The sequence below is a fragment of the Streptomyces sp. NPDC005962 genome (assembly GCF_040629205.1).
Lineage (GTDB): Bacteria > Actinomycetota > Actinomycetes > Streptomycetales > Streptomycetaceae > Streptomyces.
Genome location: NZ_JBEXVE010000001.1, coordinates 757,226 through 774,511, shown reverse-complemented (window position 1 = coordinate 774,511; position 17,286 = coordinate 757,226). Strand labels below are relative to the sequence as shown.

18 protein-coding genes are annotated in these 17,286 nt (G+C 72.1%); 9 read left to right on the top strand and 9 right to left on the bottom strand.

The window, feature by feature from the left end:
* Both ABZ370_RS03700 and ABZ370_RS03695 read left to right on the top strand, forming a co-directional pair.
* Positions 1-926, top strand: a 926-nt coding sequence (locus ABZ370_RS03700; protein ID WP_358615801.1) for an NADP-dependent oxidoreductase, incomplete at its 5' end; no start/stop codon positions are given.
* Between the two features lie 429 nt (positions 927-1,355).
* Positions 1,356-2,732 carry a diaminopimelate decarboxylase gene (locus ABZ370_RS03695; protein WP_358615798.1) on the top strand — a complete coding sequence of 459 codons (1,377 nt, stop codon included), beginning with the start codon at positions 1,356-1,358 and terminating at the stop codon, positions 2,730-2,732.
* 31 nt (positions 2,733-2,763) lie between these two features.
* Here ABZ370_RS03695 and ABZ370_RS03690 read toward each other — a convergent pair whose 3' ends face one another.
* Together ABZ370_RS03690 and ABZ370_RS03685 are read right to left on the bottom strand one after the other, a co-directional pair.
* Complete coding sequence (locus ABZ370_RS03690; RefSeq protein WP_358616085.1) at positions 2,764-3,573, bottom strand: MurR/RpiR family transcriptional regulator; 810 nt, start codon at positions 3,571-3,573, stop codon at positions 2,764-2,766.
* A 416-nt stretch (positions 3,574-3,989) separates the two neighbouring features.
* Entirely contained in the window at positions 3,990-5,573 is a 1,584-nt protein-coding gene (locus tag ABZ370_RS03685) for an aromatic amino acid lyase (protein ID WP_358615796.1), read from the bottom strand.
* A 174-nt stretch (positions 5,574-5,747) separates the two neighbouring features.
* On the opposite strand from ABZ370_RS03685, the gene ABZ370_RS03680 reads away from it, so the two are divergent.
* The 5 genes from ABZ370_RS03680 to ABZ370_RS03660 all read left to right on the top strand — a co-directional run bounded on the left by ABZ370_RS03680 (position 5,748) and on the right by ABZ370_RS03660 (position 9,826).
* Positions 5,748-6,962 (top strand): ABC transporter ATP-binding protein, encoded by a 1,215-nt coding sequence (locus tag ABZ370_RS03680; protein ID WP_358615794.1) that lies wholly within the window; start codon positions 5,748-5,750, stop codon positions 6,960-6,962.
* Positions 6,959-7,600, top strand: coding sequence for an ABC transporter permease (locus ABZ370_RS03675; RefSeq protein ID WP_358615791.1), 642 nt, complete (start codon positions 6,959-6,961; stop codon positions 7,598-7,600). The genes ABZ370_RS03680 and ABZ370_RS03675 overlap by 4 nt, the downstream gene beginning before the upstream one ends.
* A 1-nt stretch (position 7,601) precedes the next feature.
* Entirely contained in the window at positions 7,602-8,279 is a 678-nt protein-coding gene (locus tag ABZ370_RS03670) for an ABC transporter permease (protein ID WP_358615788.1), read from the top strand.
* A 16-nt stretch (positions 8,280-8,295) separates the two neighbouring features.
* Positions 8,296-9,231, top strand: a complete 936-nt coding sequence (locus ABZ370_RS03665; RefSeq protein WP_358615785.1) for an ABC transporter substrate-binding protein — start codon at positions 8,296-8,298, stop codon at positions 9,229-9,231.
* A gap of 235 nt (positions 9,232-9,466) precedes the next feature.
* Positions 9,467-9,826, top strand: coding sequence for a VOC family protein (locus ABZ370_RS03660; protein ID WP_358615782.1), 360 nt, complete (start codon positions 9,467-9,469; stop codon positions 9,824-9,826).
* Positions 9,827-9,996: 170 nt separating this feature from the next.
* Here the strand turns inward: ABZ370_RS03660 and ABZ370_RS03655 are convergent, their stop codons facing one another.
* Genes ABZ370_RS03655 through ABZ370_RS03645 form a run of 3 tightly spaced genes read right to left on the bottom strand, consistent with a single transcriptional unit; the run spans position 9,997 to position 11,266 of the window.
* Positions 9,997-10,203, bottom strand: a complete 207-nt coding sequence (locus tag ABZ370_RS03655) for a DUF397 domain-containing protein (RefSeq protein WP_358615779.1) — start codon at positions 10,201-10,203, stop codon at positions 9,997-9,999.
* Positions 10,200-10,403, bottom strand: a complete 204-nt coding sequence (locus ABZ370_RS03650) for a DUF397 domain-containing protein (RefSeq protein ID WP_358615777.1) — start codon at positions 10,401-10,403, stop codon at positions 10,200-10,202. The genes ABZ370_RS03655 and ABZ370_RS03650 overlap by 4 nt, the downstream gene beginning before the upstream one ends.
* Before the next feature lie 11 nt (positions 10,404-10,414).
* Positions 10,415-11,266, bottom strand: a complete 852-nt coding sequence (locus ABZ370_RS03645) for a helix-turn-helix transcriptional regulator (RefSeq protein WP_358615774.1) — start codon at positions 11,264-11,266, stop codon at positions 10,415-10,417.
* A 236-nt stretch (positions 11,267-11,502) separates the two neighbouring features.
* Here ABZ370_RS03645 and ABZ370_RS03640 point away from each other — a divergent pair, with 236 nt between their 5' ends.
* Complete coding sequence (locus ABZ370_RS03640; protein WP_358615771.1) at positions 11,503-11,820, top strand: hypothetical protein; 318 nt, start codon at positions 11,503-11,505, stop codon at positions 11,818-11,820.
* A 9-nt stretch (positions 11,821-11,829) separates the two neighbouring features.
* Here ABZ370_RS03640 and ABZ370_RS03635 read toward each other — a convergent pair whose 3' ends face one another.
* The 4 genes from ABZ370_RS03635 to ABZ370_RS03620 form a co-directional block, all read right to left on the bottom strand.
* Positions 11,830-14,148 carry a tetratricopeptide repeat protein gene (locus ABZ370_RS03635; protein ID WP_358615769.1) on the bottom strand — a complete coding sequence of 773 codons (2,319 nt, stop codon included), beginning with the start codon at positions 14,146-14,148 and terminating at the stop codon, positions 11,830-11,832.
* A gap of 54 nt (positions 14,149-14,202) precedes the next feature.
* Positions 14,203-14,826 carry a DUF6879 family protein gene (locus ABZ370_RS03630; RefSeq protein WP_358615766.1) on the bottom strand — a complete coding sequence of 208 codons (624 nt, stop codon included), beginning with the start codon at positions 14,824-14,826 and terminating at the stop codon, positions 14,203-14,205.
* A complete protein-coding gene (locus ABZ370_RS03625; RefSeq protein ID WP_358615763.1) occupies positions 14,813-15,088 on the bottom strand; it encodes a hypothetical protein in 276 nt (91 codons plus the stop codon). The genes ABZ370_RS03630 and ABZ370_RS03625 overlap by 14 nt, the downstream gene beginning before the upstream one ends.
* Positions 15,089-15,175: 87 nt before the next feature.
* On the bottom strand, positions 15,176-16,558 hold the full coding sequence (locus ABZ370_RS03620) for an acyl-CoA synthetase (protein ID WP_358615760.1): 1,383 nt from the start codon (positions 16,556-16,558) through the stop codon (positions 15,176-15,178).
* Between the two features lie 85 nt (positions 16,559-16,643).
* Between ABZ370_RS03620 and ABZ370_RS03615 the strand changes: the two genes are divergently transcribed.
* Positions 16,644-17,063 (top strand): hypothetical protein, encoded by a 420-nt coding sequence (locus ABZ370_RS03615; protein WP_358615757.1) that lies wholly within the window; start codon positions 16,644-16,646, stop codon positions 17,061-17,063.
* The last annotated feature ends 223 nt before the right edge of the window (positions 17,064-17,286 follow it).

The following is a 17,286-nucleotide window of genomic DNA, read 5'->3' as shown; positions in this document are numbered from 1 at the left end:
CGCAGCTCCGGAGCCGGGTCGGCGATGTCATGCGGGGCCCCGCCCTCGGCGAGGTGATCAGCGCCCCGCCGGACACCGGCCTGACCTCCGGCGCCCTCGGCCTGCCGCAGCTCCGGAGCCGGGTCGGCGATGTCATGCGGGGCCCCGCCCTCGGCGAGGTGATCAGCGCCCCGCCGGACACCGGCCTGACCTCCGGCGCCCTCGTCCGCCACCACTCGGGCTGGCGCGAGTACGCCGTCCTCGACGCGGCCGAGGCGTCGCCGCTCGACCCCGACGCGCTGCCCGACCCCGCCGCGTACCTCTCCCAGGGCTTCACCGCCTGGCTGGGTGTGGTGCGGGGCGCCGGGGTGCGGCGCGGCGACACGGTGTTCGTCACCGGCGCGGCGGGCGGCGTCGGCACCCTGGCCGGGCAGTTCGCGCGGCTGCACGGCGCCACGCGGGTCATCGGCTCCACCGGCTCCCGCGAGAAGGCCGACCGGCTCATCGGGGAGCTGGGCTACGACGCGGCCGTGCTCCGGGGCGCGGGCCCCATCGAGGAGCAGCTGCGCGCGGCGGCGCCGGACGGCATCGACGTCCTGTTCGACACCGTCGGCGGCGAGCAACTGCGCGCCGCCCTCGCCCTGGCCCGCCGCAAGGCCCGCTTCGCCCTCGTCGGCGCGCTCGCCGCCCAGCTGTCCGACGACGCCCTCGCCACCACCCCGATCAGCACCCTCGCCCTCATCGCCCGCGGCGTCACCCTCCGCGGCATCAGCGGCTACGACCATCCGGACGCGCTGCCCACGTACCTACGCGAATTCGGCCGCGCGCTGCGCGAGGGCGCCATCACCTACCCCCACACCCGCCTCACCGGCATCACCCAAGCCCCCCGCGCCCTGATCGAACTGCTGGCAGGCCGCCACCTGGGCGCGGTCCTGGTCGAGCTGTGAGCTGGCCGCCCGGACTCGCTGCCGAGGACGCACGGACCAGCCCCGAACACCAGGGGCCGGGGCACCCCGCCAGGACCGGAAGGGCCCGCGGGCCGAGGCAGCCGGGCGTCCCGCCCTGGTCCAGCGCGGGCCGTCGCGGCGGACCGGGGGCGGGGGCCGTCGCGGCGGACGGGGCCCCGCGCCCCGCCACAGCGCCGAATGTGGGCCGGGGCCGCAGGGCCGCCGCGCCGGACGCGCCCCGGACTCGCTGCCGAAGGCGTCCGGAGCGGGCCGGGCTCCCGCCGGGGGCGGGGCGTTCGGGCGGCTCGCCGCGGGCCGTCACGGCGGACCGGGAGCGGGGACCGTCGCAGCGAACGGGGGCGGGGGCGCCGTCGCGTGGCGCATCCGGCGTCCTGGCCCGTGGGCCGGGGCGGGTGGTTGGCTGAGGGCATGACTGTGAAACCGGCTTCGACCCCGGTCCCGGACGGCGCCGTCGAGCGGCGGGAGCGGGCCGTGCGGGCTGCCGTCGGGCAGGGGTTGCTGGGGCCCGGGCAGCCCGTCGTCGGGCTGCTCGACGTCACCGGTATCCGCGCCGCCGCGGCCGAGCTGCGGGCGGCCTTCGACGAGGTCGTGGCGCCCGGTACGCCCGTGCTGCACGCCTTCGCCGTGAAGGCCGCCGCGCTCGTGCCCGTCCTGCGGCTGCTGACCGACGAGGGGCTGGGGTGCGAGGTGGCCAGCCCCGGCGAGCTGGCCCTCGCCCGGGCCGCCGGGGCGGGTCCCGACCGCATCGTCCTCGACTCGCCCGCCAAGACCCCCGCCGAACTGCGCGAAGCCCTTGGCCTGGGGATCGCCCTCAACGCCGACAACCCGCAGGAGCTGGCCCGGCTCGACGCGCTCGTAGGGGGCGCGGGCCCCACCCGTTCCCCGCTGGGCCTGCGGGTCAATCCGCAGGTCGGCGGCGGGAGCATCGACGCGCTCAGCACCGCCACGGCGACCTCCAAGTTCGGGGTCGCGCTGCGCGACGTAGGGGCGCGCGACTGGGTGGTGCGCGCCTTCGCCGAGCGCCCCTGGCTGACCCGGCTGCACGCCCACGTCGGCTCGCAGGGGTGCCCGCTGGAGCTGATGGCGGCGGGCGTCCGGGCGGCGTACGAACTCGCCGAGGAGATCAACGAGACCATCGGCCGTCGCCAGATCGACACGCTCGACATCGGCGGCGGCCTCCCCGTGAACTTCACGTCCGACGAGATCACGCCCAGCTACCGGGAGTACGCGCGACTCCTCCGGACCACCGTGCCGGGGCTCCTCGACGGGCGGTACGGCCTGGTCACCGAGTTCGGGCGGTCGCTCCTCGCCAAGTCGGGCGTGGTGCTGGCACGCGTCGAATACGCGAAGTCGGCGGGCGGCCGCCCCATCGCCGTGACGCACGCGGGCGCGCAACTGGCCACCCGTACGGTCTTCGCCCCGGCCTCCTGGCCGCTGCGGGTCGCCGCGTACGACGCGGACGGCCGCCCCAAGCCGACGGGCCCCGGCGGCCCGGTCGCCCAGGACATCGCGGGCCCGTGCTGCTTCGCGGGCGACCTGGTGGCCGAGAACCGGGCCCTGCCGGAACTGGCGTCGGGGGACCTGGTGGGCCTGCTGGACACCGGCGCGTACTACTTCTCCAACCACTTCGCCTACAACAGCCTGCCGCGGCCGGGTGTTTACGGGTACGGGTTCACCGACGACGGCGGCAGGGTCCGCTTCGCGGAGGTACGGAAGCCGCAGACGGTGGCGGAGATCGTGGCGGAGAGCGGCGGCGCGGAGGCCGGGGGCCTGACGGGCCTGTAGGGCGGCGCGGGGGCTACTCCGGCTACTCCGGCTACTCGACGAACAGGCCTCGCGCGGCCGCCCGCGCGTCGAACTCCTCCAGCCGCGCCTGCGCTTCCGGCAGCGCGTCGCACATGGCCTCCAGCAGCACCCGCCCCAGCAGCATCGGCGCGCAGGCCGTGTCGAAGGCCAGCCCCGTCCCGACGGCCGCGGGCAGCAGCAGATCGCTGTGGCGGGCGACCGGGGCGAAGGCGCTGTCGGCGACGGTGACGACGGTCAGGCCAATCTCGTGCGCGTACTCCAGCCCCTCCACGACCTCCCGCGGATGGCGCGGCAGGGCGAAGCACAGCAGGGCGGTCGCGCCCGCGCGGTGCGCCGCGTCGATGCGGTCGGCGAGCATCGTGCCGCCCTCGTCCAGCAACCGCACGTCGGGGTGGACCTTGTGCGCGAAGTACGTGAAACCCCTCGCCTGGGCGGAGGCGGCGCGCAGGCCGAGGACCGGCAGCGGGCGGGACGCGGCGAGCAGCCGCCCCGCGCGGAGGACGGGTTCGGGGTCGGCGAGCAGGGCGGCGAGGTGGCGCAGATTGTCGATCTCGGACTGCACGGCCTGCTGGTACTCGTTGTACGCGCCCTCCCCGGCGGCCCGCTGGTCGGCGGCGGGGGCGACGTCGCGCAGATGCTTGCGCAGCGCGGGATAGCCGTCGAAGCCGAGCGCCACCGCGAAGCGGGTCACGGAGGGCTGGCTGACGCCCGCGAGTTCGGCGAGTTCGACGCTGGAGAGGAACGGCGCGTCGGCCGCCCGCCGCACCATGCAGTGGGCGATGCGGCGCTGGGTGGGGGTGAGCCGATGCCCCTCGAACAGAGCCTGAAGCCGAGCAGCACTCCCCCCGCCCCCGGCGCTCCCGGCGCTCCCGGCGCCCGGGCTCGCGGAACCGCCCGCACTCGCGGAGCTTCCCGTACGCGCAACGCTCCCCGCACTCGCGGGCCCACCCACGCTGGCGGAGCTACCTGGGCTCGCCGGAGTGCCCGTACTCGCGGGGCTATCCGGCCTCGCGGGGCCACCCGTACCCGCAGCGCTCCCCGCACTCGCGGAGCCACCCGCGCGCCCGGAGCCACCCGCGCTCTCGGAGCCACCCACGCTCGCGGAGCTGCCCGCACCCACCGCCGCGCCACCCGCAACCGCACCGGCACCCGCACCGGGCCCGCCGACCACGTCCGCCGCCGCGCCGTCCGCACCGGCCCCGGCGGTCACGTCCGTCACCCCGTTCTCGGTACCCATCAGGCCTCCTGACCCTCAGCACTCTCACGAGCCCCAGCAAGCTCAACGCCCTCGCACACCTCCGCCAGCGGGTCCAGCAGACCCACCGCGTCGGCCACATCCTCCGTCAACGGCCGGTCCTCCATCCGCGGATCGAGAACTTCCGCCGCCAGGGCGTAGGCGGCGGCCGCCGGTACACCGGGCTCCGGTTCCATGCCGCGCTGTCGCAGCGCACGTACGGCCGCGACCAGTTCGCAGGCCAGCACCTGCCGGTAGTGGTCGGCCACCCGCAGTGTCTGGCGGGCGCCGAGCGAGGCGAAGCTGGCCTGTTCCTCGACGCCGCGCGAGAGCACGGCGTGGCCGAGGGAGGCGGGGTGGGAGACGGCCCGCATCTCGCCGAGGGCCGCGCCCGCCGCGTACTCCAGGATCATCACGCCGGAGCTGGCGGGCGCGGCGTCGCCGAGGAAGGGGCGGAGCCGGGTGAACTCGGGTTCGCTGAGCGCGGCCAGCCGGGCCGTGGACAGCCGCGCGGTCTGCAGCGCGGCGAGCCGGAAGTGGTCGAGGGCGAGGGCGGCGTGCGCGGCGTAGAAGTTGCCGTTGTGGTACGCGGCCTCGTCCTCGGAGCTGATCAGCGGGTTCTCGGCGGCGGCGTTGACGTCGACGTTCAGCACCCGCTCCAGCGCGTCGGCGGTGTCCAGCGCCGGGCCGTGGATCGCCGGCAGACAGCGGAAGCCGTACGGGTCCTGGATGCGGCCGAGCGGCGGGGTGGGCCGGGCCGGGGCGCCGAGGAGGGCGCGTATGAGGGCGGCGGCGCGGATGGAGCCGGGGTGGGGGCGGGCGAGCTGGACGGGTTCGGCGTACGCCTCGTACGAACCGCCGACCGCGATCAGCGAGAGCGCGGCGACGGCGAGCGAGGCGGACAGCAGGCGTCGCAGGTCGGCGAGGGCGAGGGCGGCCTGGCCGAGGGTGAGGGCGTTGCTGCTGATGAGCGCGAGGGCGTCGTTGCTGTCGAGGGCGATGGGGTCGGGGGCCCCGCCGCCGGGGGCGGCGTCGGCGAGGTCCCAGGGGTGTTCGCCGACGAGGGCGAGTCCGGCCTGGGCGAGCGCGGCGATGTCGCCGGTACCGACCGCGCCGAACTCGTTGATCACGGGGTGGACACCGGCGTCCAGCGCTTGGACCAGGGAGGTGACGACGGCGGGACGCAGTCCGGCGCCGCCCGCGAGCACCTGGTTGGCGCGGACGGCCATCATGGCGCGGACCTCGCGGCCGGGCAGCGGGGCGCCGATGGCACCGGCGTGGCTGCGCAGCAGCCGCAGACCGTGGTCGGCGCCGGGACCGACCTCCTCGGTGCGGTTGGCGCCGACGCCCGTGGAGCGGCCGTAGACCCGTCCGGTGGCGGCGAGCCGGTCCGCGGTCTCCCAGGCGCGCTCGGCGAGGGCGAGGGCGGTGGGGTCGGGCGCTGCGGGTAGGTTTCTGCGGTCGGCCAGGCGTACGACCTCGGCCACGTTCAGGCTTCGGCCGTCGAGCGTGATCCGTGGTGCGGCGGCGGTGTCCGCGGCCCAGGCCGCCGCCGCGGCTGCCGCGGCCGCCGTCGAATCCAGCATGTGAGACACCATCCAGGGCAACCCCTTCCGAACCGACCCTTTTCGCGTAGCCGCCAAGCACTTTCGTCCCATATTGCGAGCAGAAGTAACCGGCGATTAACGCACACCTATTGACTTCTATTCACTCGACTATGACTGTGCATGACTATATGCAGACAGGGCAAGGGGAAGCGGATGATCAGCTTCAAGCACGTCAGCAAGCACTACCCGAACGGCACCACCGCGGTCGACGATCTCAGCCTCGAACTACCCGAGGGAGACATCACCGTCCTGGTCGGCACCTCCGGCTGCGGCAAGACCACCACCCTCCGGATGGTCAACCGCATGGTCGAGCCGAGCAGCGGCACGGTGAGCGTCGGCGGGCGTGACGTCCTCAAGGCGGACGCCGCCGAGCTGCGGCGCGGCATCGGCTATGTGATCCAACAGGCGGGACTCTTCCCGCACCGCACGATCCTCGACAACATCGCGACCGTCCCGCTGCTGCTGGGCTGGGGCCGCCGCAAAGCGCGGGCGCGCGCCGCCGAGCTGCTGGAGCTGGTCGGGCTGCCCGAGGGCTCCGGGAAGCGCTATCCGCACCAGCTCTCGGGCGGTCAGCAGCAGCGCGTCGGGGTCGCCCGGGCGCTGGCCGCCGATCCGCCGGTGCTGCTGATGGACGAGCCGTTCGGCGCGGTCGACCCCGTCGTCCGCACCCAGCTCCAGAACGAGCTGCTGCGGCTCCAGAGCGAGCTGCGCAAGACGGTCGTCTTCGTCACCCACGACATCGACGAGGCGGTCCGGCTGGGCGACCGGATAGCGGTCTTCCGCACCGGCGGCCATCTCGTGCAGTGCGCGCCCCCGGCCGAGCTGCTGGCGGCCCCCGCCGACGACTTCGTGGCGGGCTTCCTCGGCGCCGAGCGCGGGCTGAAGCTGCTCTCGCTCTCCACGCTGGACGGCCTGCCGCAGGAGCCCGCGCCCGCCGATGGTTCGAGCGCCGCCGCCGATACGGGCCGCTGGCGGCTGGTCACCTCCACCCGCGGCGAGCCGCTGGGCTGGCGCGACGCCGAGGGCCCGGACGGCGACGAGGCCCCGCTGCTGCCGGTGCGCCCGCTGCGCGACACCGACTCGCTGCTGGCCGCCCTCGACGAGTCGCTGGCCTCCCCCGCCGGGCTGGTCGCCCGGGTGGACGCGGACGGCGTGCTGACCGGGGTCACCGGGCGCGACCGCATCCACGAGCACGCGGGCCGCCGCCACGCGGAGGCGGGCCGCGGCAGCCCGGCGGAGACGGCCCGTACGAACGCCACGTCCAAGGACGCCGAGGACGCCAAGGACGCCAAGGACGCCAAGGCAGCGGACGCCGAGGAAGCTCAGGCCGCGGACACCCCGGACCCCGACGCGAGCGTGAACGCATGACCGTGGACTGGGGCTGGTTCCCCGATCACCGCGACGACCTCACCACGCTCACCCTCGACCACCTCTCCACCGCCGTTCCAGCCGTCCTCTTCGGACTGCTGATAGCGGTGCCGCTGGCCGTCGTCGCGCATCGCGTACGGCCACTGCGCGGCGTCCTCCTCGGACTCTCGAACGTCCTCTTCACCATCCCCTCCATCGCGATCTTCGTGCTGCTGCTGCCGATCACCGGCCTCACCCGCACCACCGCGATCACCGGCCTCACGATCTACACCCTGACCGTGCTGCTCCGGAACACCGTCGAGGGCCTGGACAGCGTCCCCGCCAAGGCGCGCGAGGCGTCCATGGCCATGGGCGCGCGCCCGCTGCGCACCCTGCTCACGGTCGAGCTGCCGCTCGCCTTCCCGGTGATCATGGCGGGCGTACGGGTCTCCACCGTGATGGCGATCTCCCTGGTCAGCGTGGCCAGCTACATCGGATACGGCGGCCTCGGCCAGCTGTTCACCGACGGCTTCCAGCGCGACTACCCCACCCCGGTGGTCGCCGGAGTCATCCTGTCCCTGCTGCTCGCACTGGTCGCGGACGCCGTCCTGGTCGCCGTCCAGTGGCTGTGCACCCCCTGGCTGAGGAGGCGTGCCTGACATGATCGAACTGCTGCAGAACCTCGGCCGCTGGCTGACCAGCGGCGCCCAGTGGTCCGGGCCCGACGGCATCGCGACCCGCCTCCTGGAACACCTCCAGTACTCGCTGCTGGCCACCCTCGTGGCCGCCTTCATCGCCCTCCCCGTCGGGCTGCTCATCGGCCACACCGGGCGCGGCGCGTTCCTCGCCATCAACATCTCCGGCTTCGGCCGCGCGCTGCCCACCGTCGGCCTGGTCACCCTGGTCTTCCTGGCCAGCGGGCTCAGCATGTGGCCGGTCTACGTCTCGCTGGTCGCCCTCGCGGTCCCGGTCATCGTCACCAACACCTACGCGGGCATGGCCGCCGTCGACCCCGAGGTCAGGGACGCGGCACGCGGCCAGGGCATGCGCTGGCACCACGTCCTCTTCCAGGTCGAGATCCCGCTCGCCCTCCCGCTGATCATGACGGGGCTGCGGCTGGCCTGCACCCAGGTCGTCGCCACGGCCACGATCGCCGCGTACGTCAGCTTCGGCGGTCTCGGCCGCTACGTCTTCGACGGGCTCGCCCAGCGCGACCTGGTGCAGGTCCTGGGCGGGGCGGTGCTCGTCGCCATCCTGGCCATCGCCCTGGATCTGGCCCTGGCCTCCGTACAACGCCTGCTCTTCCGCCACCGTCCCCGGCCCTCCCGGGCCGCCTGAGACCTTACGGAGACCCATGAACCGCAGGAAACTGCTCGGCGGCCTGCTCGCCGGCGCCTCCGTGCCCACCCTCGCCGCCTGCAGCGGCGGCGTCACCTCCCTGAAGGGCGACGGCTCCGGCGGCGAGGGCGGCGGCAGCAGCGCGGGCGGCCTCGTCATCGGCACCGCCAACTTCACCGAGAACCAGCTCCTCGGCTACCTCTACGCCGAGGCCCTGCGCGGCGCGGGCGTCAAGACGAGCGTCCGGCCCAACCTCGGCTCCCGCGAAATCGTCATCCCCGCCCTCCGGCAGGGCGACATCGACCTCCTCCCCGAGTACCAGGGCAACCTGCTCCTCCACTTCGACGACAAGGCCACCCAGACCCAGGCGGGCGACCTCCAGAACGCCCTCACCGTCGCCCTCCCCACCGGCCTAGAAGCCCTCTCGTACGCGGCCGCCGAGGACAAGGACGTCTTCTGCGTCACCCGCGAGACCGCCGACAAGTACGGTCTGCGCAGCTTCACCGACTTGAAGAAGCAGAACGGCAAGCTCGTCTTCGGCGGCCCCGCGGAGGACAAGAACCGCGTCGTCGGCCTGGTCGGCCTCAAGAACCGCTACGGCGTCACCTTCAAGGAGTTCAAGGCCCTCGACGCCTCCGGCCCCCTGGTCAAGGGCGCCCTGAAGAAGGGCGACGTCGACGTCGCCAACCTCTTCTCCACCGACCCCGACATCGAGGGCAACGGCTGGGTGATCCTCGCCGACCCCAAGGCCCTCATCCCCGCCCAGCACATCGTCCCCGTCATCCGCAGCGCCAAGGCCGACACCAAGGTCCGCAAGGCCCTGGCCAAGCTCGGCGTCGCCCTCACCACCCACGAACTGGCCCGGCTCAACAAGCTGGTCGACAAGGAGAAGAAGGACCCGGACGAGGTGGCCGCCAATTGGGCGGCCGACCACGGCCTCACCAAGAAGTAGCGGCGGACGTGGTCGCTCATTCGCGCGGCGGCCCGGGGCCCAAGGGCCCCAGGACTCGTTGTACGTGCTGTCAGAAAATGCAGTAGCTCGATGGTTCCGGCGATGCCCGGAACCGGAATCCGGAAGGTTGAAGATCTCCACGGAATAGCGGGCGGTCAGCGATGGGCACACCATCGCTTCGAGCCCATGAACGCGCCACGCTTGGCTGCCGCGTCGGGGCTGATAGCTTGCGCAGATGATTAATGGCGCACACACGATCATCTATGCGAGCGATGCCGAGGCGGCGCGCTCCTTCTTCCGTGACGTGCTCGAATTCCCGCATGTCGACGCCGGAAATGGCTGGCTCATCTTCAAGACCCCACCTGCCGAAATGGCCGTACACCCGACCGACCCGCACGCCGCCGGCGCCGTCGAACTGTTCCTGATGTGCGACAACCTCACCGATACGGTCGCGGAACTGAAGGACAAAGGCGTCGAATTCACCACGGAAATCACCGAACAGCGCTGGGGCCTGGTCACCACGCTGGCCGTGCCGGGCGCGGGCGCGATCGGGTTGTACCAGCCACAGCACGACACCGCGTACGACCTGGAGTGATCCGCATCATCGTTGCTGCGCTCGCACCCCCTCAATTCCGACGTGCGATGAGTCGGTCGACAGGGGCCGTGTTGATCGCGCCGGGAATGCGAGATGCGACAGCCAGGTAAGGCTGGGCAGCCGCAGGCCCCAACAGGACCTGCCGAACAAGCCCCACGCCGCCCGGCGCGTCACCGCATGCGGGTGAGCGTGCGGGTGAGATGGTCCAGGCCGCCGCGCTTGGCGGTGCGTATGAAGATGCCGAGCGAGGCGGGGGTGGTGGTGACGACCGCTGCGGGGTCGTCACTCTCGCGCACCAGAACCTTGCCTTCAGTAATCGTCAGCTCAACGCAATTGTTGTCGGCGTGTCCGGAGAACGTCGACTTCCGCCAGGTCACTGGACGAGGTGGTCGAGGCCACCGCGCTTGACTATCTGTATGAAGGCCCCGAGCGAGGCGGGGGTGATGGCGACGACCGCTGCGGGGTCGTCGCTCTCGCGCAACGAGATCTTGCCGTTCAGGGCGGCGAGTTCCACGCAGTGGTTTTCCGGATTGGTGCCGGAGAACGAAGACTTGCGCCAGACTCCAGAGCTGACCATGGCCAGACCTTTCACAGTTCACGTGTGAGGCGGTGGATGAAGTCTCGCGACTCCTCCACCGTCAAAGAGGAGAGCGCCGCCATGTCGAGCAGCGCGCGGTACCTTGCGAGTTGCGACTCCGCGTCCATCCACAGCGAACCGTGCCAGGCATCGAGCTGCACGGTGTCGAGTTTGGGGACTGGGCCACCCACGTAGAGCATGGACGCCCCGGCGCCGCCGAAACCGTCCACGTCGAAGGGGATCACCCGGACCGTCACGTTCGGCCGCTCGGACTGCGCCAGGATGAAGGAAAGCTGTTCGCGTGCGACCTTACGGTCGGCGACGCGCGTGCGCAGCACAGCCTCGTGAATGATCGCCTCGAAGTGGGGCGCCGGTTCTCGATCCAGAACCACTCGGCGCCGCACACGGAAGGAAACATACGCTTCGAGCTGCTCCGTCGGCGGTTCGGGAACGCCATAGGCCATGAGGGCCCGGACGTAGTCCTCGGTTTGCAGCAGACCCGGCACATAGACGGCTTGGAGCGTACGCATACGCGTGGCGCGGTACTCCAACTCGGCAAGGTCCAGCACTCCGTGCGCCAGCGAGCCCCGACACTCTTCCCACCACCCCTTGGTGCGCTCCGCCGCCATGGCCACCAGTGCGTCCACCAACGCGGGGTCGAGACAGGCATATTGGGAGGCCATCCGCCGCAGGCGTTCCTCGCTGACGCCAGCCTTCCCCGACTCGATCTGGCTCATCTGGATCGCGTTGGCCCCGAGCAGTTCAGCGGCTTCGCGTGCGGTCATACCTGCCGCTTCGCGCATCTTTCGCAGCTCGGCGCCCAGGCGCTGCTGGCGCGCCGTGGGACTGTTCCTGGGTGGCATGCGTCTTCCCCTCCTGGCCCGTCGAACAGTTTCTCGCGCACCCCACACGGCGGTCCAACCAGTTCCGAGAGCCTCGGTCATAACATTGCGACGGACTAACCTTATGACCTACTCTGAGTGACGCGTTCATCACTCAAGGATGACCGGCCAAGCCGGAAGCGTACCGCTCCCTCCATGCCCGCTGCCCTGGCACCGGCATGCCCGAAGGAGCGGCGAGACACATCTCGGAGGCTCACATGGAGACGCCCGAATCCTTCGACAAGGAACTGTGCGACCTCGTCACCGACTTCGCGCCCAAACTCTTCGCCGTGGTCCAGGAGTACGACGTGGAACCAGGGTTACGGGATGGCGCCATCGTCGCCTGGGGCCTGGTCTTCGACGACGGCGCCGTGCGCGTGACCAGCGTGGACGGAACCCGACAGCTCTCCCTCAACTCCCCCGAGAGGGCAACCTGGTACTTCGGTCGACGGGCTGACGACTCCATCCACGCCACACGGCTCGTCTGGCTGCCCCCATCCGGGGCCGCCACATTCGACCGCGCCGAGCCCTCCTGACGGGCCACGTCACTCCAGGGCGGCCACGATGCGCTCACGCAGCCCGGCCGCCCGGGGGTCGCCGTAGGAGGCGAGCGCACGCAGGGCCTCGGTCCAGTGGCGGCGTGCCTCCTCCGTCTCGTCCGCCTCACTCAGCGCACCGGCAAGACCGTCGAGGGCGAGCGCCGTATGCCACAGGTCGTCCAGCTCCCGGTGGGTCGCGGCGGCACGGCGGTGGAAGTCGGCCGCCTCCGCGGGGCGTCCGAGCCGCCGGTACGTCTCCCCCGCGCCGTCCCACGCCCGCGCCTCCCGCGCCCGGTCACCGAGGCGGCGCTGGAGCGAGGCGGCGCGCTGGAACGAGACCAGGGCGTCGTGCAGTTCACCGTTCGCCTGCTGCGCCCGGCCCAGTTCCAGCAGCCAGTAGCCCTCCCACATGTGGTTGCGGTGGGTGCGGGCGATGTCCAGCGCGTCCTGTGCGGACCGCAGCGCCTCCTCCGGCTGCCCGCTCTCCCGCTGGACGGCGCTCAGAATGCGCAGCGCGTTGCCCTCACCACCCTGGTTGCCCAGCTCGCGGTGCATCTCCAGGGCCCGTTGGACGAAGGCCGACGCCTCCTCCGGCCGGGCCAGCTCGTACGTCACCTCGGCGAGGTTCGCCGTCACCACGGCCTCCCAGTGGGCCGCGCCCAGCTCCTGGAAGAGCGCCACGGCCTGCTCGAAGTGGTCCCTTGCCTCCCCCAGTCGGCGCCCCCGCAAGTGGATCAGCCCGATGTCGTTGAGCGACAGCGCCTCTCCGAGCCGGTCACCCGTCTCCCGGCGGGCGGCCAGGGCGCCCTGGTGGTACTCCGCACCCTCCGCGAGGCGTTGGGACTGCGTACAGGCCATCCCAAGGCTCTCCAGAAGCTCGGCCTCCGCCGTGCGGTCACCCACCCGGCGCGCCGCGCCCAGCCCGATCCGGCTCATGGTGAGCCATTCCTCGAACGGGTTCAGGAGCATGTGCACGCTCCGCAGCACCGCGGGCAGCTGCCAGGCGATCACATCGAGACCCGCCTTCTCGGCGGCGCGAGTGGCGGCCAGCAAATTGCCGCGCTCCGCCTCGTACCACCGCATGGCCTCCTCGTAGTCGGCGAAGGACGCGGGGGTGAGGCCCTCGCTCAGGGGTTCCAGCGCAATGTGGGCCTCTTGCGGATTGATCCAGGTCTGGGCCCCGTCCGCGGAGTGCAGGTACCAGACGAGCACCCGGCGCAGTGCCGCCTCGCGTTCCTCCGGTGACTCCTCCTGCCGCGCCTGGTCGGCCGCGTAGGCGCGCAGCAGGTCGTGGAACTCGTAGCGGTCGGGCCCGGTCTGGTCCAGCAGATGGGCGCCGACCAGCACGTCCAGCAGATGCCGCACCGAGCCGGTCCCCTGCCCCACTCCGAAAACGGCGGCGGCAGCGGTGCCGAACTCGGCGCCCGGATGCAGCCCAAGCAGCCGGAAGAGACGCGCCGCCTCCGCGGGCAGCGCCCGATAGGACCAAGCGAACACGGTACGCACCGCCTCGGCTTCCTCGTCGTCTCCCACGCTCAGGGCATCCCACAGGGCTGATTCGTCGCGCAGGTCTCTTATCAGATCGTCCAGCCCCATCTGCGGACGGCTGGCGGCCCGCTCGGCGGCTATGCGCAGAGCCAGCGGAAGGCGGGCGCACAACCGCGCCAGTTCGGTGAGCTGATCCCGGTCGTCCTGGGGCCGGTAGGCGGCGGTGACGACGCTCAGCAGGGCGATGGCTTCCGACTCGTCCAGCGTGCTCAGCGTCAGCGTATGTGCCCCGTCGCGGACGGCCAGCCCCGACAGCCGGTTCCGGCTGGTCACGATCACCAGGCAGCCCGCGGTACCCGGAAGCAGCGGCCTGACCTGGCCCACCGTGGCAGCGTTGTCCAGAACGACCAGCACTCTGCGCCCGGCCAGCAGCGACCGGTAGAGCGCCGCACCCGCCTCCAAGTCGGCCGGGATCGCCGCCGTCGGCACGCCCAGGGCCGAGAGGAAGCGGTGCAGTACCTCCTGCGGGGTGACCGGTGCGCCCGGGTCGTAGCCACGCAGGTTCACATACAGCTGGCCGTCCGGGAACCGGTCCTTCACCCGGTGCGCCCAGCGCAGCGCCAGGGAGGTCTTGCCGACGCCCGCGGTCCCGGCGAGGACGCAGACGGAGACGGACTCATCGCCGCCGTCGGTCAAGATGGCGTCGAGCCGCCCCAGCTCCTCGCCCCGGTTGACGAATCCCCGGACGTCCCCGGGTAATTGCCGAGGCCTGGGCTGGTCGGGGCGGCTGTCGCGGTGGAAGTGGATGCCTCCGCTGATGTCCCGGGCCTGCACCACATCGCTCGCGGACCCTGACAGTTCGGAATGCGTCCCATGACCCTCGTTGATCGGCTACTCCGATGATGGTGGCGGCAAATGTACTACTTCACAGGCGAAGTACGAGGCCAGGTCCTCACCGGCGGCGTAGAGATTCCTGGTGAGAGCCTGGCAGCGTGCGGTGGTGCCCGGGTCCATGAACCGCACGGCGCCGTCGAGGATTCCCTGATCCGAATAGCGGATCTGATAGGTCGTGCGGTCGCCCAGCGTCAGCAGCTCCGGCAGCGGTCCGGATCTCTCCAGCTCACCGAGGTGCTCGGGGCCGATCACCCGGATCTTCTCCCCGCATTCGGCGCGCAGCCGCAGCAGATGCAGCTCCCATTGCAGATACGGGGCAATCGGCTGTTCGACAACTCGGACCCGGTAAAGGGTGATCCGGTGGCGTTCGACGTCCTGCGAGAATTCCCGCAGATAGTCGCGCTCCTCCTCGATGAGGCGGAGGGATTCGTCCCAGTCGCCCCGGGCGAACGCCTCCCAGCTGGCGAATCCCGGTTCCCTGAAGCGCTGTTGGCGCTCCAGCTTCCAGGAGTCCTGGCCGTCGATGGTCCACTGCCGCTCGCGGAAGTCACGGCGGTAGGTGTCGAGGGAGAGGACGTCACCCTGGGCGGAGTCAAGGCGGGGGCCGTCAAGACCGAGCATCGGGGATATCCGGTTTCGCCGCGCTCAGGGTGTTGCCCGGAATGACAACCAGCCGCTCGTCCGGGGCGATGCTGGCGTCCTCGGGGAGTCTCGCCCGGTAGGCCTCGGTGAGATCGCGGCCGATGACCGCGATGTCACCGTTTTCGAGCTGGCAGATGTCGGGGCACCCGTCCCGCCCTCCGGTGTTCCCCAGGTCGCGCGCCGATTTCCCTAATCGGCGCGCGAACGATGCGGAGGGGTCGGCTTCCCAATCGCGAGCCATCGCGCTCTCCACTCATCCGGCGTGGTCACCGAGTGTAGGAAGGGCTGTCACTGATGGCAACGGCGAGCGGGCGGCCGAAGATCGGGATCAAGCCGGGGGCAGGAGCTTCTTCTGGGGCTTGCCCATGGCGTTTCGGGGGAGGGCCTCCAGGAAGCGGACCTTGCGGGGGCGCTTGTGGACGGAGAGCTGGGTGGCGACGAAGTCGATCAGGTCCTGTTCGCCGACGCCGTCGGCGACGACGTACGCGACGATCTGCTGGCCGAGGTCGTCGTGCGGGGCGCCGACGACCGCGGCCTCGCGGACGGCGGGGTGGTCGAGGAGGGCGTTCTCGACCTCGCCCGCGCCGATGCGGTAGCCGCCGGACTTGATCATGTCGGTGGAGGCGCGGCCGACGATGCGGTGGAAGCCGTCCGGGTCGACGGCGGCGATGTCGCCGGTGCGGAACCAGCCGTCCTCGGTGTAGGAACCGGCGGTGGCCTCGGGGCGGTTGAGGTAGCCGTCGAAGAGGGTGGGGCCGGTGAGCTGGAGTTCGCCGATCTCGGCCCCCTCCTCGGCGACGATCCGGGTGCGGACGCCGTTGATCGGGGTGCCGACGGAGCCGGGGCGGCGTTCGCCGTTCGCGCGGGTGGAGACGGTGATGAGGGTTTCGGTCATGCCGTAGCGCTCGACCGGGCGCTGGCCGGTGAGCTGCTCCAGGTCGCGGAAGACCGGGGCGGGCAGCGGCGCCGAGCCGGAGACCAGGAGGCGGGCGGCGGACAGGGCGCGGGCGGCCTCGGGGTCCTGGACGACGCGGTTCCAGACCGTCGGTACGCCGAAGTAGAGGCTGCCGCCCGCCGCCGCGTACGCCGCCGGGGTCGGCTTGCCGGTGTGGACGAGGCGGCTGCCGGTGCGGAGCGCGCCGAGGACGCCGAGGACCAGGCCGTGCACATGGAACAGCGGCAGCCCGTGGACCAGGGTGTCGTCCGGCGTCCAGGCCCATGCCTCGGCCAGCCCGTCGAGGTCGGCGGCGACCGCGCGGCGCGAGATGAGGGCGCCCTTGGGCGCGCCCGTGGTGCCGGAGGTGTAGAGGATGAGGGCGGTGGACTCCGGGTCGGGCTCCGGCTTCGTCCAGGCCGCCCGCTCGGTCAGGTCCACCGGCACCGTCTCGATCGGCGCCTCGACGCCGGTGTCGCCGGTCAGCAGCAGGGTGGCGCCCGAGTCGCGCAGGATGTGGTCCCGTTCGGCGGGCCCGGAGTCCGGCGGTACGGGGACCACGGGCACCCCGGCGAGCAGCGCGCCGACCACCGCCGTCACCGTCTCCGCGGTCGGGGTCGCCCGGACCGCGACGACCGGCGCCCCGGCCACCCGGGCGGCCACCGCGCCCGCGGCGCCCAGCAGGTCCTCGCGCGAGAGGGCGCGGCCGCCGACGGTGAGCGCGTCGGGGCGGTCACCGCCCGGCGCGGCGAGGGAGGTGAGGAGAGGTGCGGTCACGGAACTGACTCCTTTCGGCCCCCTGCGCCTTTCGTGGGGGCTGGCCCTACCGACAGAGCGTCCCCGAGACCGTACCTTCGGAAGCATGGACGCCCATGACCCGGAGTTGAAAAAGGAACTCGACGCGACTCTGCAGACCCGCAAGGAGCTGGGTGCGGAGTACGAGTCCGAACTGATCGACGCCTTCATGGAGAAGGTCCAGCAGCGCTTCGACGATACGTCGGACCGGGAGCTGCGGCGGCAGCGGGCCGAGCGCCAGATGGCCGCCGCGCGCGGCGCGCGCCCGTACCCGGGCGGGGGCGGGGAGGGGGAGGCCGCGGGGCTGGGGCTCGGCGAGCGGTTCGCCTTCGTCGGGGTCTCGCTGGTGCTGGCGATACCGCTGTCGGCGATCGGTGTGGTCAACGCGGGGCTGTCCGGGCTGCTGGTCACCTGGGCCGGGATCGTCGGCGTCAACGCGGTGCACGCGCTGGGGTTCTTCGCCCGGTTCCGCCGGGACCAGCCCTGAGAAGTGGTCGCGGGAACCGCCGCACCCCGGCGTAATGCCGAGGGCGGGACGACGGCGGTTCCCGCGAGGGACGCGATAAGCCGCGTCCTGGGCGACTGTGGAGGTCCGGGAGCCGCTCCGGAAGTCCTGTCGCCGCATTCAGGGGTGTCGGTGTCGTCCTTTCCGACATCCCCTAATCTGCCTGGTGCGTGTTAACGCTGTGCTGCGGGCGCGTGACGCTCAC

Bases quoted from the DNA above. Each gene is read 5' to 3' on its own strand.
- ABZ370_RS03695 (WP_358615798.1), top strand. From the start codon at position 1,356: ATGACTGTGAAACCGGCTTCGACCCCGGTCCCGGACGGCGCCGTCGAG.
- ABZ370_RS03685 (WP_358615796.1), bottom strand. From the start codon at position 5,573: ATGCTGGATTCGACGGCGGCCGCGGCAGCCGCGGCGGCGGCCTGGGCC.
- ABZ370_RS03680 (WP_358615794.1), top strand. From the start codon at position 5,748: ATGATCAGCTTCAAGCACGTCAGCAAGCACTACCCGAACGGCACCACC.
- ABZ370_RS03675 (WP_358615791.1), top strand. From the start codon at position 6,959: ATGACCGTGGACTGGGGCTGGTTCCCCGATCACCGCGACGACCTCACC.
- ABZ370_RS03670 (WP_358615788.1), top strand. From the start codon at position 7,602: ATGATCGAACTGCTGCAGAACCTCGGCCGCTGGCTGACCAGCGGCGCC.
- ABZ370_RS03665 (WP_358615785.1), top strand. From the start codon at position 8,296: ATGAACCGCAGGAAACTGCTCGGCGGCCTGCTCGCCGGCGCCTCCGTG.
- ABZ370_RS03660 (WP_358615782.1), top strand. From the start codon at position 9,467: ATGATTAATGGCGCACACACGATCATCTATGCGAGCGATGCCGAGGCG.
- ABZ370_RS03650 (WP_358615777.1), bottom strand. From the start codon at position 10,403: ATGGTCAGCTCTGGAGTCTGGCGCAAGTCTTCGTTCTCCGGCACCAAT.
- ABZ370_RS03645 (WP_358615774.1), bottom strand. From the start codon at position 11,266: ATGCCACCCAGGAACAGTCCCACGGCGCGCCAGCAGCGCCTGGGCGCC.
- ABZ370_RS03640 (WP_358615771.1), top strand. From the start codon at position 11,503: ATGGAGACGCCCGAATCCTTCGACAAGGAACTGTGCGACCTCGTCACC.
- ABZ370_RS03630 (WP_358615766.1), bottom strand. From the start codon at position 14,826: ATGCTCGGTCTTGACGGCCCCCGCCTTGACTCCGCCCAGGGTGACGTC.
- ABZ370_RS03625 (WP_358615763.1), bottom strand. From the start codon at position 15,088: ATGGCTCGCGATTGGGAAGCCGACCCCTCCGCATCGTTCGCGCGCCGA.
- ABZ370_RS03615 (WP_358615757.1), top strand. From the start codon at position 16,644: ATGGACGCCCATGACCCGGAGTTGAAAAAGGAACTCGACGCGACTCTG.